Genomic DNA, 16,521 nt, shown 5'->3' with positions numbered 1-16,521 from the left:
GCGGAGTCAATAGCGGATATTCACCCCGACCTGACTGGGCGTGAGCACCCAGGCGTATTGATAGTCGAGCCGGTTGCCGCCCAGTGACAGCGTGGCGGGCTGGAAGCGGTTGAGCGCCGCGCCGGCCTGGGTCGGCTGGGTCCATAGCTGAATCTCGCCGACCAGCATGCCGGTGGCAAAGTTGACCAGACCGTCGCGGGGGCGGTCGTCGCCGACGCCGATCGCCAAGCCGCCGAGGGTGTTGACCACCAGCGAGTCGAGCCGTGCCCGCCAGGCGTGTCGGGCACGCTCCTCGGCGGCGGTGGCGCGCATCAGTTCGCGGGCATCAGTGAGCGCCTGGCCATCGCCCCGTTCGGCGAGCGCCTCGAGGCGGCGGTGCGCTGCCGGATGCGGCTGCGGGTCGGCGATCACCCCGCCCAGCGCCAGCGCCGACTTCACCGCGCCGACCCGGCCGTCGAAGCGGTCGTCATCGTCGTCGGCTTCGCTGGCCTGGTAGATGTTGTTGGCCAGGCTCGCGGCGTAGATGCCGCCCCAGCCGTAACGCCACAGCGTGGCCTGGCGCTCGCCGCTGGCCAGGGCATCGTCGTAGGCGTTCCACTCCGCGGTCGCCGACGGTTGCGCCGCCGCCGGGGCGGCCAGCGCCAGTAACACGAGGAAGACGGCGTACCGCGGAATGGGGGGTAGGGTCGACATGGAGACTCCTTGTCATCTTGGGCGTGTGGAACGGCCGTGGCGGGCGCTGCCGTGGAGTATAGAGGAATCGCCACGGTGCGAGGCGCAAGGGTCGATACGCGGCACAAGTCTTGACGAAACCATAAATAATTGTTTCCGTGCGTCGCCTGATCGATAAACGGCACTTTTCCGTATTGCTTCTAAGCTAGTAACAGCGGGAGTGACGAGCGCAGCAGGATCCATGCGCCTGACTTGGCTGTACGAAGAGGCACGCGCCGGCGCCGAATGGCGCGTGGTTCGAAGCCTTGTATGCCCGCTGCCGTGAACGCAAACCTTGCCTGAACCAAATCAGGAACTCCTATGACGACACAATCCAATAATGAGGCCCCGCCACGCGATCGCCTCAATGGGCCGGTGTTCTACAGCTCGGTGGTCGGCATCGTCACCTTCTCGCTGTGGGCGATGATCGCGACCGAGCAGGCCAACACGGTCATCAATGCCATCCTCGGCTGGATCTCCAACACCTTCGGTTGGTACTACTTCCTGACCGTAGTGATCTACCTGGTCTTCGTGATCTACCTGGGGCTGTCGCGCTACGGCAATATCCGCCTGGGGCCCGAACACTCGCGACCCGACTTCAACATCTTCTCGTGGTCGGCAATGCTGTTCTCCGCGGGGATCGGCATCGGCGTGATCTTCTTCGCGCTGGCCGAGCCGCTGACCCAGTTCTACAACGCGCCCAACGCGCCCGATGACCAGGTCGCCGCGGCGCGCCACGCCATGGAGCTGACCTTCCTGCACTGGGGGCTTTCCGGCTGGGGCATCTATACCCTGGTGGGCATGGCGCTGGCCTTCTTCAGCTACCGGCATAACCTGCCGCTGACCATCAGCAGCGCGCTCTATCCGATCTTCGGCGACAGGATCTACGGCATGATCGGCCACGTGGTCGATACCGCCGCCGTGCTGGGCACGGTCTTCGGCATCGCCGCCAGCCTGGGCATCGGGGTCATCCAGCTCAATTTCGGCCTGGACTACATGTTCGGCATCCCCGAAAGCAACTGGACCCAGGTGGTGCTGGTGCTGGGCATCGTGCTGTTCGCGACGATCTCCGCGGTGACCGGGGTGGAGCGCGGCATCCGCCGGCTCTCCGAGTTCAACATCCTGCTGGCGGTGCTGCTGCTGCTGTTCGTGCTGTTCGCCGGCAAGACGATCTTCCTGCTCAACGCGCTGGTGATGAACGTCGGCGATTACCTGTCCAACTTCATCAGCCTGTCGTTCAACACCTATGCGTTCGACCGGCCGACCCAGTGGCTGAACGGCTGGACGCTGTTCTTCTGGGCCTGGTGGATCGCCTGGGGGCCGTTCGTCGGTCTGTTCCTGGCGCGCATCTCGCGGGGCCGGACCATTCGCACCTTCGTGCTCGGCACCATGACGCTGCCGATCATCTTCATGTTCCTGTGGATGTCGTTGCTGGGTAACAGCGCCATCGACATGGCGATCAACGGCGCCACCGAGTTCGGCGATCAGGTGATGAACAACCCGCCGGCGGGTATCTACCTGTTCCTCGAATCGTATCCGATGCCGATCCTGACCACCCTGGCGGTGAGCATCCTGGCGATCGTGTTCTTCATTACCTCGGGGGATTCCGGCGCGCTGGTACTCTCGAACTTCACCTCGAAGCTCAAGAACGTCAACAGCGATGCACCGATCTGGATGCGCATCCTGTGGTCGGCGGTGATCGGCATCCTGACCCTGTCGCTGCTGCTCGCCGGCGGCTTGACCACCCTGCAGAGCGCGGTGGTGATCACCGGCCTGCCGTTCTCGATCGTGCTGTTCTTCATGATGGCCGGGCTGCTCAAGGCGCTGAAGCTCGAGGCCTTCAAGGAAGACAGCCGGCGCCTGAGCCTGGCCGGCCAGCTTTCCGGGCGTACCGGCGGCGGTGGCGAGCGCGACTCGCGCAACTGGCAGCAGCGCTTGAAGCGCGCCATGAGCTTCCCCGACAAGAAACAGGCGCGGCGCTTCATGGACGAGACCTGCAAGCCGGCGATGGAGTCCGTGCGCGACTCGTTGCAGGAGCAGGGTGTTTCAGCCGAAATCCACGAAGGCGTGCAGAACGGCGACGACTACCTGTCGCTCAACGTCGACTTCGAGGACGAGCAGAACTTCACCTACCAGATCTGGAGTCAGGGCTTCTCGACGCCCGGGTTCGCCATGCATGCGCCGCATGCCGACTCGCGTTACTACCGGCTGGAGGTCTACCTGCTCGAGGGTAGCCAGGGCTACGACCTGATGGGCTACACCCGCGACCAGGTGATCGGCGACATCCTCGACCAGTACGAACTGCACATGCAGTTCCTGCACCTCAACCGGATAGAGCCGGGCAACATCAACATGCCCGACAGCCCGGAACAGCCGCCTTCGTAAGGCGTGCCCGGTCGGCCGCCACCGTCAGGCGGCCGGCCTTCGTATCCAGACGCTTGAACCCCCGGTCGCGATGCGGCCGGAGATTTTTGCGTGGGAGGGGCGAGCAATATTCAGTGCCGAGAAGCGCCTGGACGCAACCTTTGTGGCTCTTCGACAACTGTTTGATTTATATATATTTTAAAACTGAACTGATCAAAAATTAGGCAATATTGCTGGTGGAAATATCCCGAGCGTTTTTTTATTTATAAACAGGCGTCTATGATTAGACCGTTCCCCGCAGGCACGGGGATGCGTGGTCAATGGCGTAAAATAGTCGGTGGGGGAAGCGCCTTAGGCGTCGTCTTCTTGTGGCTGGCTGCCTGTACGTCGCTTCTCTAGGATGCGTGGAGCAACGAATATCGCGACCATGCCAACGAGATCCAGAGTTCCGATCACTCCCGCAGCGACAGAACTGAAGGGTGCGATCACGGTGGCTGCCACGAGGCCGACGATGGCAACGGTCAACCCGTATCGTTGTCCACGTTCATCTTTCTTGATGGCACCTTCTAGACCCTTGCGACGCATGTCGTGCGTATGCTGCTGCTCTTCGACGGCCATATTCACGATGAGGCGACGTGTTTCCTCGTCATAGGCGTCCAGTTGCTCGGGAGGCGGGAGAGGGCCTTGATAGCTCACTTGCCGCATCATGGCGACAGATTGGCTTTGTGGCTCGGGGGCAGGGATATTGACGATGAGGTCGCCTAACCGTACCTGTTCTTCTTCAGAGAGCTTGCCATGATGCAACTGCTCGATAAGGTCGACGAACTCCTTTTGAGTTGCCTCGTCCACCTGCTGCCCCTCTTGCAGGGAGAGATCGCGCTGAGCAGGTTGATCACCGTTTGGCGGTGTGGTTGAAGGCATATTGGCTCAAGGCTGAACGGAGGCGGCTGCCAACAGTTGTCCAATGCTGGGCGATACGTTCTTGATCACTGCCCTTGGGCATGTACTGATCGTAGTTTTCGACTGGCCAAACATCCATCACGGAGCCTGCTGCACGCAGGGTACGGCTGCTCGTTACGCGACGTTTCATGACCTTACTCCTGAATGATGTTTTCCAACGCTATACGTTCAGCACGCTATATTGCCGACGTTGCTGCGCTAGGAAGATAGAATCCTATGTCAAAGATAGCGCAAAATAAACCGTACAGTGCGAGACCATTTCCGCGTGACTTGGCCATGTGCGTGTTATCAATGTGCGAATCTTACGGCGCCTGGCATCATCATTCAGCTCCCCGCAGGCGCGGGATCAGCTTTGGCTCAATAAAGCCACTGGCGCAGGGCCTCTCGGTTGCCGAGTTCGATTTGCTGGGCACGTGGGTCGCCTTCCACGTGGCGATGGTTGATGCCGTATTCGCGTAATACGTATTGGGCGAGCGCGCAGCGGCAGGTGATCGCCAGCATGTGCTCCTCCATGGCGTAGTCCTGTGCGATGAGTTCGCGTTCCGCGTCGCTGAGGCGCCGGTCGGGGATGATCTGCAGTGTCAGGCAATTCTCCCAGTCCGCATCGTTCTCCTGGGCAGCAGCGGGCAACGCATCGCCAATGGCCTCGGGAATACCGCGAAAGCGCGATAGCACGAAGTCGCGAAACGCTGCATTCTTCTCGCAATACGCGCGGACATGCCAACGACCCGCGGCATACACCAGCGTATGCGGGGCGATGATCCGGTCCTCGCCGCGTGGCGAGGAAAAGCTCGCGTAAATCACTTCCAGGCGCTGGCGTTCACGCGCCGCCGAGACCACGGCCCGCACCACCCCGGGCGAGACATCGCGGATCGGCATCGGCACCGACTCGGTATTGGCCGCGCCCAGTCCCAGGCCGACGAACTGCGGGTTCAAGGCATCGTGTGTGCCCAGCAGGTGCAGATACTCATCCACATGGCCGCGAATGAAGCGTGGGGTGAACTGCGGGGTCGGCATCCAGGCCTTGCGAGAGGCGTCATAGACGAGGTTGGCCATCGCGACGTCCTCGCGATAGGCACGTAGCACCTGCTGGGCCCGGTCCTTGCCCAGGTGGAACGCCTCGCGCAGCGCCGAAGCCGTGACACGTCCCTCCCAGAACGCCAGCAGCTCGATCACGTGGTACCGCGCCCAGGTATCCCAGGCGAGCGATGCCGTCTCCTTCATGCTCTTCCCCTTGCACAACCGGCCGGAAAATTCCCCTGGTGTTTTATCCATGGGGTGGTCGGGCTCAATCGACTTTGCTTCTATGAGAGTAACAGAGCGTAAGCGCGCTGTGATCGGCCGCTACTACCGGGAGGCGTCATGGACGACTTGTCATCGTCGGACCTCAAAACGATTCTGCACTCGAAGCGTGCAAACCTGTACTACTTGCAACATTGCCGCGTATTGGTGAATGGCGGCCGTGTCGAATACGTCACCGACGAAGGCAAGCGCTCGGCCTACTGGAACATCCCCATCGCCAACACCACCTCGCTGTTGCTGGGGACCGGCACCTCGATCACCCAGGCGGCGATGCGCGAGCTGGCCAAGGCCGGTGTTCTGGTTGGCTTCTGCGGTGGTGGCGGTACGCCGCTGTTTTCCGCTAACGAAGTCGATGTCGAGGTCGCCTGGTTCAACCCGCAGAGCGAATACCGCCCCACCGAATATCTGCAACAGTGGGTGCGCTTCTGGTTCGACGACGCGTTGAGGCTGGAAGCGGCACGTAGCTTTCAGCGTGCGCGTCTGACCCAGGTCGAACGGCACTGGCTGGACGCACGCTTTCAGCGCGATACCGACTTCAAGCCCAGCGCAGGCGATTTGAAAGCGCTGCTCGAACGCAGCCGTGGCGCCATCGACCAGGCCCCGGACACCACCGCACTGCTGACGGAGGAGGCCCGGCTGACCAAGCAGTTGTTCCGGCTCGCCACCCAGGCGGTCGACTATGGCGAATTCGTGCGTGCCAAGAAAGGCAGCGGCGTCGACCCCGCCAACCGCTTTCTCGACCACGGCAACTATCTCGCCTATGGGCTGGGTGCGACCGCTAGCTGGGTGCTGGGATTACCCCACGGGCTGGCGGTGCTGCACGGCAAGACCCGTCGCGGCGGCCTGGTGTTCGATATCGCCGATCTGATCAAGGACGCGGTGATCCTGCCCCAGGCGTTCATCTCCGCCAGCCGGGGCGACGAGGAGCAGGCATTCCGTCAGGCCTGCATCGAGCGGCTCACCCGCGTCGAGGCGCTTGATACCCTGATCGAGGTGGTGCAAGACGTCGCCGAGCGGCTGGACGGGGAAGCGCGGCGATGAACGTACTGATCGTCTCCCAGTGCCGCAAGAACGCGCTCAAGGAAACCCGCCGGATTCTCGACCAGTTCGCCGAACGCCGCGGCGAGCGCACCTGGCAGACAGCGATCACCAAAGCCGGGCTCGATACGTTGAGAAAGCTGCTGCGCCAGAAGGCGCGCAAGAATACAGCCGTGGCCTGCCACTGGATTCGCGGCCACGATCACAGCGAGCTGCTGTGGATCGTCGGCGACGCCTCGTCATTCAATGCCCGCGGCGCCACGCCGACCAATACCACCCGACGCAACATACTGCGCGGCGAGGACGAGAACGACTGGCACTCGCTGCGTCAGATCCATCTGCTGGCCTCGATGGCCGCGCTGTTCCACGACCTGGGCAAGGCCACCGACGCCTTTCAGCAGCGCCTCTCCGGCAAGCTGGAGGGACGCAACCGCTACCGCCACGAGTGGGTATCGCTGCGCCTCCTCGAAGCCTTCGTCGGTGACGATAGCGATGCCGAGTGGCTGGCGCGACTGCATCAGCCAACGGCCGAAGACGACGCCTGCTGGTTGACGCGCCTCAGAAAAGACGGGCTGGATATCCCGGCCGCGGGAGAATCGCCCTTTGCCCACTTACCGCCGATCGACGCCGCTATCGGCTGGCTGATCGTCAGCCACCACCGTCTGCCGGCACTACCCGCCGAAAACGACGACGGCTCCCAGAAATGGTCAGGTGCCAAGTCGACACTCAACGCCAGTGCACTTCCAGTTCTGCCGGGCGACATCTCGGCGGCCTGGAACGAGCGCGTCGAACCCGCGGATGCCAGCGAGCTGGCGCCGTGGTGGCAGTTCTCCCACGGCCTGCCGATCACGGACAAACCATGGCGAGAGAGGGCGCAGCGATTGGCCCGGCAACTGGGCGAACTGCACGGGCAGACGCCACCGCTGGAATCGCCCTACGTCATGCATCTGGCCCGGCTCGCCCTGATGCTCGCGGACCATCACTATTCGAGCCTCGTCGATGTCGGGCGGCTCAGCGGGCCCTGGAACGAGGCACTCCATGCCAACACCACCTTCCGCGACGGCAAACGTGAACGCTGCCAGCCGCTGACCGAGCACCTGCTGGGCGTGACGCGTGCCACCGGCGAGATCGTTCACGCACTGCCGGATATCGCCACGGCGCTACCGCGGATCGCCCGCCACAAAGGGTTCAAGGCGCGCAGCCGCGACGCCCGCTTTCGCTGGCAGGACAAGGCCTTCGACCTGGCCACCGGCCTGCGCGACATGTGCCGGGAGCAGGGATTCTTCGGCATCAACATGGCGTCCACCGGCTGCGGCAAGACCATCGCCAACGGGCGCATCCTGTATGCCCTGGCCGACCCCGAGAGCGGCGCGCGCTTCTCGATCGCGCTGGGCCTGCGCACCCTGACCCTGCAGACCGGGCATGCCTACCGCGAACGTCTCGGGCTCGGCGACGACGAACTGGCCATCCGTGTGGGCGGTAGCGCCAGCCGTGCGCTGTTCGCGCATCAGCAGGGCACCGGTGGATCTGAATCGCGCGCCGAGCTGCTCGATGATCAAGGGCACGTGCTATTCGAAGGTGATCTGAATTCCCACCGCGTACTGGGCAAGGCAGTCGTCGACCCACAGGCACGGGCGCTGATCCAGGCCCCGGTGCTGGTCTGTACGATCGATCACCTGATGCCGGCTACCGAAAGTCTGCGCGGCGGTGGCCAGATTGCACCGATGCTGCGGCTGATGAGCGGCGATCTGGTGCTCGATGAGCCGGACGATTTCGATATCGATGATCTGCCCGCGCTGACACGGCTGGTCTACTGGACCGGCCTGCTGGGCTCTCGAGTGTTGCTCTCTTCCGCGACACTGCCACCGGCGCTGGTGCGCGGCCTGTTCGACGCTTACCGGGAGGGGCGCGCCGACTACCAGAGGCATCGCGGCACACCCAACGCACCGGCCGCCCCCGTCTGCGCCTGGTTCGACGAGCATGGCTGCACGCACCAGAGCTGCGCCGATGGGGGCGACTTCGATAGCGCCCACGGTGCTTTCGCCCGCAAGCGCGCTGCCCGTCTCGCCAAGCTCGATCCACTGCGACGCGGCACGCTCGTGCCCATCTCCGCGCCGTCCACGCATCCGGACGCCATCCATGAGGCGGTGGCACAGACCATCCTCTCAGAAGCCTTCACCCTGCATGAACGGCATCATGAGTGCGATACGCAAAGCGGCAAGTGTGTCAGCTTCGGCCTGGTGCGCATGGCCAATATCGAGCCGCTGGTAGCGGTGGCGCAGGCCATCTATCGCGCTGAGATTCCCGAGGGCACCCAGATTCACCTGTGCGTCTATCACTCGCAGTTTCCGCTGCTGTTGCGCTCACGCCTGGAAGCCCGGCTCGACCGAGCGCTGGACCGCCGCGATTCGGCGGCGGTATTCGAACTGGCCGATATACACCGGCGGCTCGTCGGTGACGCCGAAGATCACCTGTTCGTCGTGCTCGGCTCACCGGTGACCGAAGTCGGGCGGGACCACGATTACGACTGGGCCGTGGTCGAGCCCTCCTCCATGCGCTCGATCATCCAGCTCGCCGGGCGCGTGCGACGCCACCGGCCCGAGCCGGTCGAGACGCCCAATATCGCCCTGCTGGAAACCAACGTGAAGCATCTAGAGGGCGAACGACCCGCTTTTCGCCGGCCTGGCTTCGAAAACAATGATTGGCCGCTGACCAAGCATCGACTGCCTACGCTGCTACGCGATGAGGAAATCGCCGCCATCGACTCGCGCCCGCGCCTACTGCCGGCCGAGCCCCTCGAGCCCACCAGCAAGCTGGTCGATCTCGAACACGCGCGGCTCAAGATGCTGATGGTGGAGGGCGCCGAACCACCCGGCCAGCGACGCACGCGTCGGCGCAAGCCGATCCACCTGGGCGCCTATCTGTTCTACAGGCCGCCGGCGATGTCGCTGAGCGCCGTGGCGATCCAGCAACAGCCTTTCCGCGAAGACAACGTGCCGGATGCCGAGTTCGTGCTGCTACCCGACGAGAGCGAAGAGGATTACGGCTTCTGGCGTGTGGATCAGGACGGCAAGGAGACGAAGTTGACCCCGGTCGAATCCGAGCTGGATCGCCTACCGAACGAAGCGCTGCACAACCCGCGCGTATCACCCTGGAACGAACCGGACTACCTGGCGGCCTTGAGTGAACAAGCCGAGGCCATGGATATGACGCTCGAACACTGCGCGATGCGTTTCGGCCGCATTCGCCTCAAACCGGATCGTGCCCCGCAGGGGTGGCACTTTCATCCGGCGCTGGGGTTTGTGAGGAAAAGATGACAGTTCATTCTACCAATGAGGGGAAGTATGTCAGAGCCGACTAATAGTCCACCGCCGACGCTTGAGGCAGTCATTCGTGGATTCATCTACGAGCGTTTTCTGACCAAGACGGAAAAGCTCGCGCCGGACGATCCCGCGTACCTCAAACTGCATCAGCAGTTCGAGCCGCAGACCTGGCTTGCCGATGCCGCACGTCGCGTCAGCCAGCTTCAGGTCGTCACCCACTCGCTCAAGGCGATGCATCCCGACGCCAAAGGCACCAACCTCTACGTAGAGCCCAGCCAGCTCGAGCGAAACGAACTGGTGGGCAGCCACTGCCTGCCGGCTGACTTCGAAGGCGATGTCGTAGGTAACGCAGCCGCACTGGATGTCTACAAGTTCCTCAAGCTGAAATGGGAAGAACGCTCGCTACTGGAACGAGCGCTCGATGGCGACGAGGCGCTGATCGAGGCTTTGAGCCAAGACCGAGCGGAAGCAGAAAGCTGGGTACGCGCCTTCGCGGATATCGTCGAGCCAAAAGGGACGCCGAGTTCTCATGCGCGTGGCAAGCAGGTCTATTGGCTGGTGGGCGATGACCCTGCCAGTGACAAAGACTACCGTTTGTTGGCACCTCTCTATGCGACAGCGCTCACCCATCCGGTTCATGCACGGCTGAGCGAGGCACGTTTCGGGGACCACGCCAAGGCGGGTCGTAAGGCACGACGCGAAGACGCCGCTTTTCAGGGTGGCTATGCCGACTACCTGAATCTCTCGGTTCAAAAGCTCGGCGGCACCAAGCCCCAGAACATCTCCCAGCTCAATAGCGAGCGTGGCGGCCAAAACTACCTGCTCGCCTCCCTTCCCCCGAACTGGCAGTCACGCGAGGTCTACGCGCCGATGCGTGATCCGTTCAAGGCGTTCAAAGGACGCCCGGAAGTTCGGCGCACGCTCAGTGATCTGAAGCGCTTTCTCGCATCCGACCCCACCGCCAACAGGCAGACGCGCGATTTGCGCGATGACCTGACCGCCATGCTGGTCGATGAGCTGATGCTGTTCACTTTCGACATGCATTCGCTCACGCCGGGCTGGACCACCGAAGCGCGCTGCGAACTCGCTTCGGAAGAGCAGTACTGGCTCGACCCCGGGCGGGCCGAGCAGGACGCGGAATTCGCCGAAGCGCGACGCCAGTCCAATTGGCACGATGAGATCAGCGCGCGTGCTGCGCTCTGGCTCAATCGAGAGCTGGGACAAAAAAGCCCGCTGCAGTTCGGCGACATCGAGCATGGGCATTGGAAAAGCCGGTTCGACGACGTGTTGAAACGCTTCCGCCGCCAGCTCGACGACCTTCAGGATGCGCTGCGTGATGATGAGGAAGACGCAGGAGACCTGACATGATCGATTCCATCTCGCATCTCCTGGTTCTGCCCCGGCTTCGCATCCAGAACGCCAACGCCATCTCCAGCTCGATGACCTGGGGCTTCCCCGCCATGAGCGCCTTCATGGGCGCCATCCAGACACTGGAGCGCAATCTGCCCGACGATATCCGGATTGTCTTCGACGGTGTTGGCGTGGTGTGCCACCACATCGAGCCGCAGGTCACTGAGGGCGGATTTACCCGAGCGTTTCACCTCACGCGCAATCCCGTGGACAAGTCCGGCGCCACGGCGGCCATCGTCGAGGAGGGGCGCGCGCATCTGGACGTGACCCTGCTTATCGGCATCGAGTCCGATGGCGACGATCTGAGCAATGCCGAGCGTCGCCGGACCATTGCCCGCCAACTGTTCGATCAGATGCAGAGCATGCGCATCGCCGGTGGCAGCGTCATGCCGCCTCTGAGCGAGTCAAAACGACAGCGCCCGGAGCTGATCACCTTCGATGATAACGAGGAAGAACGCGGCAAACAGTGGCGACGCCTCAAGCGCCGGCTGCTGCCTGGCTTTGCGTTGGTGCTGCGAGATGACTATCTGACCGAGCACACGGAAACACTCAAGGCCGACGACGACAACGCAACCGCCCTGGACGCCTGGCTCGATCTCTGCCGGCTCAATCATGAATGCCGAATCGAGACATATGAGGATAAGGAGGGCCAGACCAAGGAAGTGGCGAAGTGGGAAATTCGCCGTCCCTACCCTGGCTGGTTGGTGCCCATACCGGTCGGCTACGGCGCTATTTCCGAGCTATTCGATCCCGGCGAGGTCGCCAATGCGCGTGATACGCGGGTGCCGTTCCAATTCGTCGAAAGCCTCTATTCGATCGGCGAGTGGGTCAGCCCGCATCGACTGCACAACCCGGACGCGCTGTTGTGGTTCGTCGACAATGATCTCGAACGCGGTGTTTACCGCCTCACCAACGACTACGTCCTGACCCATTCCGACGCAGACTGATCATCAAGGAGAACACCTCATGGCCAAGAACGACGCTCTGAAAACCGCTTCCGTCCTCGCCTTCGAGCGCAAGCTCGACCCCTCCGATGCGCTGTTCAGCGCCGGCAACTGGGATAAGCGCGACCAATTCACCGCCTGGCCCCACATCCCGGTCACGGAAAAGTCCGTGCGCGGCACCATTTCCAACCGTCTGAAGACCAAGGATCAGGACCCGCTCAAGCTCGATGCCGCCATCGAAAACCCCAATCTTCAGACCGTAGACATCGCCGCCCTGCCCCACGATGCCGATACCCTGGCGGTACATTTCACGCTGCGCGTGCTGGCCGGTGCCGGTACCCCCTCGGCCTGCAACAGTGCCGACTATCAAGCCAAACTGAAGCAGGCGGTCGAAAGCTACGCCAGCGAGCACGGCTTTCAGGAACTGGCCCATCGCTACGCCTGCAACCTCGCCAACGGGCGTTTCCTGTGGCGCAACCGTCTCAAGGCCGAAGCGCTCGAAGTGACGGTGCGCCAGACCCGGGCCGGAGAGACCGAACAAGCGTGGACCTTCGACAATGCCCTGGAGCGCTCGACCCGTGACTTCACTGGCGACGAGCAAACGCGCGCGCTGGGGGAGGTGATCGCCAGTGCCCTGGCTGGCGAGCACTATCTGCTGCTGGATGTGGTCGCCTTTGCGCGTATTGGCGCCGGCCAGGAAGTTTTCCCGTCGCAGGAGCTGATCCTCGACCGTGGCAACAAGAGCAAGACCCTCTACAGTATCGGCGACGACAGGAACGCCGCCATTCACTCGCAGAAGATCGGCAACGCCCTGCGCACCATCGACACCTGGTACCCGGCCCCGGCGGACGGCAGTGATCTGGGGCCGATCGCCGTCGAGCCCTATGGCTCGGTGACCACCCAGGGGACGGCCTACCGCCAGCCGAAGCAGAAAGTGGACTTCTACAACCTGCTCGACAATTGGCTGCTCAAGGATCAGGTGCCGGCAACCGAGCAGCAGCACTTCGTGATGGCGACCCTGATCCGTGGCGGTGTCTTCGGCGACGCGGGGTGAACCATGGATCACTACATCGACCTTCGCCTGCGTCCCGATCCCGATTTTCCGCCCGCCATGCTGATGGGTGCGCTCTATGGCCGGTTGCATCGTGCGCTGTTCGACCAGGACGCGAACGACATCGGCGTGAGTTTCCCGGATCACAAGACCGGCGTGCTGGCGCGCACGCCGGGTGACCGGCTGCGCCTGCATGGTCAACAACAGAGCCTGGCGCAACTGATGGCTCAACCCTGGCTTGCCGGCATGCGCGAACTCGTGGAGATCGGAGAGATCCTGCTGGTTCCCGACGAAGCGCTTCATCGCGTGGTCAGGCGCCGGCAGTTCAAGACCGGCAATGACAGCCAGGTGAAGCGCTACGCGCGGCGTCATGCCATCGACATCGAAGAGGCGCAAGCCAGGTTCGCACGCAGCAGCGAACCACGCATCACCTTGCCCTTCGTTTCACTCAGCAGCCGATCCAGTGGCCAGCGCTTTGCGCTGTTTATCGAGCACGGCCAACCGCAAGCCGCACCGGTAGCAGGACGCTTCAATCACTACGGGCTGAGCCGTGGAGCGACAGTGCCATGGTTTTGACCCTTTTTGGGGAGGTTCTATAGCGCCCTTTTAAATCAACAAGATAGCGTCACTTCCTGTGAAAGGGTGTGGCGCTTTCTTTAGGTGAATGCTCTTTAACAATCAGGAGTTTAGCTGTGATAAGCTCTAGTTCGCTGCCGCCCAGGCAGCTCAGAAAAACCAGGATGGATGCGGACTGGCTGGCGTCGAGTTCGCTGCCGCCCAGGCAGCTCAGAAAATAGAGCGCGGAGACGTACTTGAAGCCATCCGGTTCGCTGCCGCCCAGGCAGCTCAGAAATGCCAGGCGTGACCCTCGGGGTGGATGATCCAGTTCGCTGCCGCCCAGGCAGCTCAGAAAATCAAGGGGCGCGGGGAAGTCTACCTACCCTGGTTCGCTGCCGCCCAGGCAGCTCAGAAATCATGCCCTTTTCTTTGTCACTCGGTCATACCGTTCGCTGCCGCCCAGGCAGCTCAGAAAGTGAGTGGCCGAAAGCCTGGCGCACATCCATTGTTCGCTGCCGCCCAGGCAGCTCAGAAAAGAATCAGCGCGTGGCAGGCATCGCCCACATTGTTCGCTGCCGCCCAGGCAGCTCAGAAACGAAAGGGAGTAATGTTGAGAGGCCGATAAATGTTCGCTGCCGCCCAGGCAGCTCAGAAAACCATCCAGGGGATGCTCAAGGATGACCGGTTGTTCGCTGCCGCCCAGGCAGCTCAGAAAATGGGGTGCCGGTGTACTCGATATTGCCGGGGGTTCGCTGCCGCCCAGGCAGCTCAGAAAGCACGGCTTCATCAACCGACACCGAGGCGGTGGTTCGCTGCCGCCCAGGCAGCTCAGAAAAGTGAGGAGCAGGGTTTCAGCACAGGCGTCGTGTTCGCTGCCGCCCAGGCAGCTCAGAAAATTGAAGCGAGGGCAGCCTGATAGCGCAGGGTGTTCGCTGCCGCCCAGGCAGCTCAGAAAAGTCGCAATCGCCGTCTCGATCAGCGCGGCAGGTTCGCTGCCGCCCAGGCAGCTCAGAAAACACCCCTGTGAGGCCTGAATGATCACCTGAGGTTCGCTGCCGCCCAGGCAGCTCAGAAAACACCCCTGTGAGGCCTGAATGATCACCTGAGGTTCGCTGCCGCCCAGGCAGCTCAGAAAGCCAAGGACTGGCGCGACTTTACCCACCGTTTGTTCGCTGCCGCCCAGGCAGCTCAGAAAATTCGGGAGTACCGCTTTCCCGGTAAAAGGGAGTTCGCTGCCGCCCAGGCAGCTCAGAAACTCAATGGCGCACTGGCTGCTTGGCGCTTCCAGTTCGCTGCCGCCCAGGCAGCTCAGAAATGCCCAATAATGCCGCCAATGTGCTCGATAATGTTCGCTGCCGCCCAGGCAGCTCAGAAAAACACGCTCGGCGCGATCGCCAGCATGGGGCTGTTCGCTGCCGCCCAGGCAGCTCAGAAATGCTGAAACGTCAGGTCGGTATCGCGCTGGTCGTTCGCTGCCGCCCAGGCAGCTCAGAAAAAGAGACTACTTCGTAGATGTCCAAGTAAGGGGTTCGCTGCCGCCCAGGCAGCTCAGAAATGCGAGCGCTTCCGGCGTCTCGGTAACGCCAAGTTCGCTGCCGCCCAGGCAGCTCAGAAAGCGAATCTCGGCCTCGCTCACGTCGGCCTCGAGTTCGCTGCCGCCCAGGCAGCTCAGAAACTACGCGCCGCGTAGGCGTCATCGAGTCTTGCGTTCGCTGCCGCCCAGGCAGCTCAGAAAGCGAGAAGCTGGCGGTGCCAACGTGTGCGCAAGTTCGCTGCCGCCCAGGCAGCTCAGAAATCGCCGCGCTGCTCGCGCTTGATAAGATCGGCGTTCGCTGCCGCCCAGGCAGCTCAGAAAGCGCGAAATCTGCCACTACACCCGGGAATACCGTTCGCTGCCGCCCAGGCAGCTCAGAAAACGGCAGCGCTCTGATCGGTGATGCGCCGGACGTTCGCTGCCGCCCAGGCAGCTCAGAAAGCTTCGTCGAGCCGGTCTATGGCATCCGCGCGGTTCGCTGCCGCCCAGGCAGCTCAGAAAAATGGCTGGGGGTCGAGCTGGGAGTACAGCTAGTTCGCTGCCGCCCAGGCAGCTCAGAAACGAACAGCATGGCATCGCGCCGCCGGCTGGTGTGTTCGCTGCCGCCCAGGCAGCTCAGAAATCGGCGGCGCGCAGCTTGTCCAGCCAGATTTCGTTCGCTGCCGCCCAGGCAGCTCAGAAATCGCGGCCCGCCTTGGGGATCAGACCAGGGCGGTTCGCTGCCGCCCAGGCAGCTCAGAAATCTCCAACAATTCGCGATCATCCATCACAGCCGTTCGCTGCCGCCCAGGCAGCTCAGAAAAATCGCAGCACGATCAAGCGTCAGCTATTCACGTTCGCTGCCGCCCAGGCAGCTCAGAAATTCTTGTTCTCAATCCACGCATCCATCACTATGTTCGCTGCCGCCCAGGCAGCTCAGAAAGGCTAGTGGCGGACGTGTACGCGGATGGGCAGGTTCGCTGCCGCCCAGGCAGCTCAGAAAGCCTCGTCCGGCGTAAACCCCGAATTGTTGACGTTCGCTGCCGCCCAGGCAGCTCAGAAATTCACGATTTGCTCAAGCTGCCGCGCTAGCCTGTTCGCTGCCGCCCAGGCAGCTCAGAAAAGTTGCTGCAGTACTCCGGGGTATGCCTGCTCGTTCGCTGCCGCCCAGGCAGCTCAGAAACTGTCGACCTCTATTGACCGCGTTGTCGCACTGTTCGCTGCCGCCCAGGCAGCTCAGAAAACCCCCGGCGAAGTTGTCGACGACCAGCTCGTGTTCGCTGCCGCCCAGGCAGCTCAGAAATCGAAGTAGTAGCCCTTGAGGACGATCGTTCGGTTCGCTGCCGC

11 protein-coding genes and 1 CRISPR repeat array (1 of these 12 only partly in view) are annotated in these 16,521 nt (G+C 62.6%); of the genes, 7 read left to right on the top strand and 4 right to left on the bottom strand.

Going from position 1 to position 16,521, the window contains the following annotated elements; translation table 11 throughout:
• Positions 1-6: 6 nt before the first annotated feature.
• Complete coding sequence (locus HR9077_RS04410) at positions 7-693, bottom strand: hypothetical protein (protein WP_136065527.1); 687 nt, start codon at positions 691-693, stop codon at positions 7-9.
• Between the two features lie 339 nt (positions 694-1,032).
• On the opposite strand from HR9077_RS04410, the gene betT reads away from it, so the two are divergent.
• Positions 1,033-3,096 (top strand): choline BCCT transporter BetT, encoded by a 2,064-nt coding sequence (gene betT, locus HR9077_RS04405; protein WP_136065525.1) that lies wholly within the window; start codon positions 1,033-1,035, stop codon positions 3,094-3,096.
• A gap of 330 nt (positions 3,097-3,426) precedes the next feature.
• Here the strand turns inward: betT and HR9077_RS04400 are convergent, their stop codons facing one another.
• The 3 genes from HR9077_RS04400 to HR9077_RS04390 form a co-directional block, all read right to left on the bottom strand.
• Positions 3,427-3,996: a DUF2335 domain-containing protein gene (locus tag HR9077_RS04400; RefSeq protein ID WP_136065523.1), complete on the bottom strand. Its 570-nt coding sequence runs from the start codon at positions 3,994-3,996 to the stop codon at positions 3,427-3,429.
• Complete coding sequence (locus HR9077_RS04395; protein ID WP_136065521.1) at positions 3,968-4,165, bottom strand: hypothetical protein; 198 nt, start codon at positions 4,163-4,165, stop codon at positions 3,968-3,970. Before HR9077_RS04395 ends, HR9077_RS04400 begins: the two co-directional genes overlap by 29 nt.
• A 227-nt stretch (positions 4,166-4,392) precedes the next feature.
• On the bottom strand, positions 4,393-5,259 hold the full coding sequence (locus tag HR9077_RS04390; RefSeq protein ID WP_136065519.1) for a WYL domain-containing protein: 867 nt from the start codon (positions 5,257-5,259) through the stop codon (positions 4,393-4,395).
• A 138-nt stretch (positions 5,260-5,397) separates the two neighbouring features.
• Here HR9077_RS04390 and cas1f point away from each other — a divergent pair, with 138 nt between their 5' ends.
• The 6 genes from cas1f to cas6f are packed head-to-tail and all read left to right on the top strand — an operon-like array spanning position 5,398 to position 13,679.
• Positions 5,398-6,378, top strand: coding sequence for a type I-F CRISPR-associated endonuclease Cas1f (gene cas1f, locus HR9077_RS04385; protein ID WP_136065517.1), 981 nt, complete (start codon positions 5,398-5,400; stop codon positions 6,376-6,378).
• The gene (cas3f, locus tag HR9077_RS04380) at positions 6,375-9,692 is read left to right on the top strand and encodes a type I-F CRISPR-associated helicase Cas3f (RefSeq protein ID WP_136065515.1); all 3,318 of its coding nucleotides are present in this window, start codon (positions 6,375-6,377) and stop codon (positions 9,690-9,692) included. The genes cas1f and cas3f overlap by 4 nt, the downstream gene beginning before the upstream one ends.
• A 27-nt stretch (positions 9,693-9,719) precedes the next feature.
• Positions 9,720-11,066 (top strand): type I-F CRISPR-associated protein Csy1, encoded by a 1,347-nt coding sequence (gene csy1 / locus HR9077_RS04375; RefSeq protein ID WP_136065513.1) that lies wholly within the window; start codon positions 9,720-9,722, stop codon positions 11,064-11,066.
• Entirely contained in the window at positions 11,063-12,055 is a 993-nt protein-coding gene (csy2, locus tag HR9077_RS04370) for a type I-F CRISPR-associated protein Csy2 (protein ID WP_136065510.1), read from the top strand. Before csy1 ends, csy2 begins: the two co-directional genes overlap by 4 nt.
• 19 nt (positions 12,056-12,074) lie before the next feature.
• A complete protein-coding gene (gene csy3 / locus HR9077_RS04365; protein WP_136065508.1) occupies positions 12,075-13,106 on the top strand; it encodes a type I-F CRISPR-associated protein Csy3 in 1,032 nt (343 codons plus the stop codon).
• A gap of 3 nt (positions 13,107-13,109) precedes the next feature.
• Entirely contained in the window at positions 13,110-13,679 is a 570-nt protein-coding gene (gene cas6f, locus HR9077_RS04360) for a type I-F CRISPR-associated endoribonuclease Cas6/Csy4 (protein ID WP_136065506.1), read from the top strand.
• Positions 13,680-13,808: 129 nt separating this feature from the next.
• Positions 13,809-16,521: a CRISPR direct-repeat array (repeat unit 28 nt; unit sequence GTTCGCTGCCGCCCAGGCAGCTCAGAAA); it runs 616 nt beyond the window's last position.

The sequence above is a fragment of the Modicisalibacter radicis genome, assembly GCF_900961225.1.
GTDB lineage: Bacteria > Pseudomonadota > Gammaproteobacteria > Pseudomonadales > Halomonadaceae > Modicisalibacter.
Note: the sequence above shows the minus strand (reverse complement) of the source record. Positions and strands in the feature narration are given on the sequence as shown.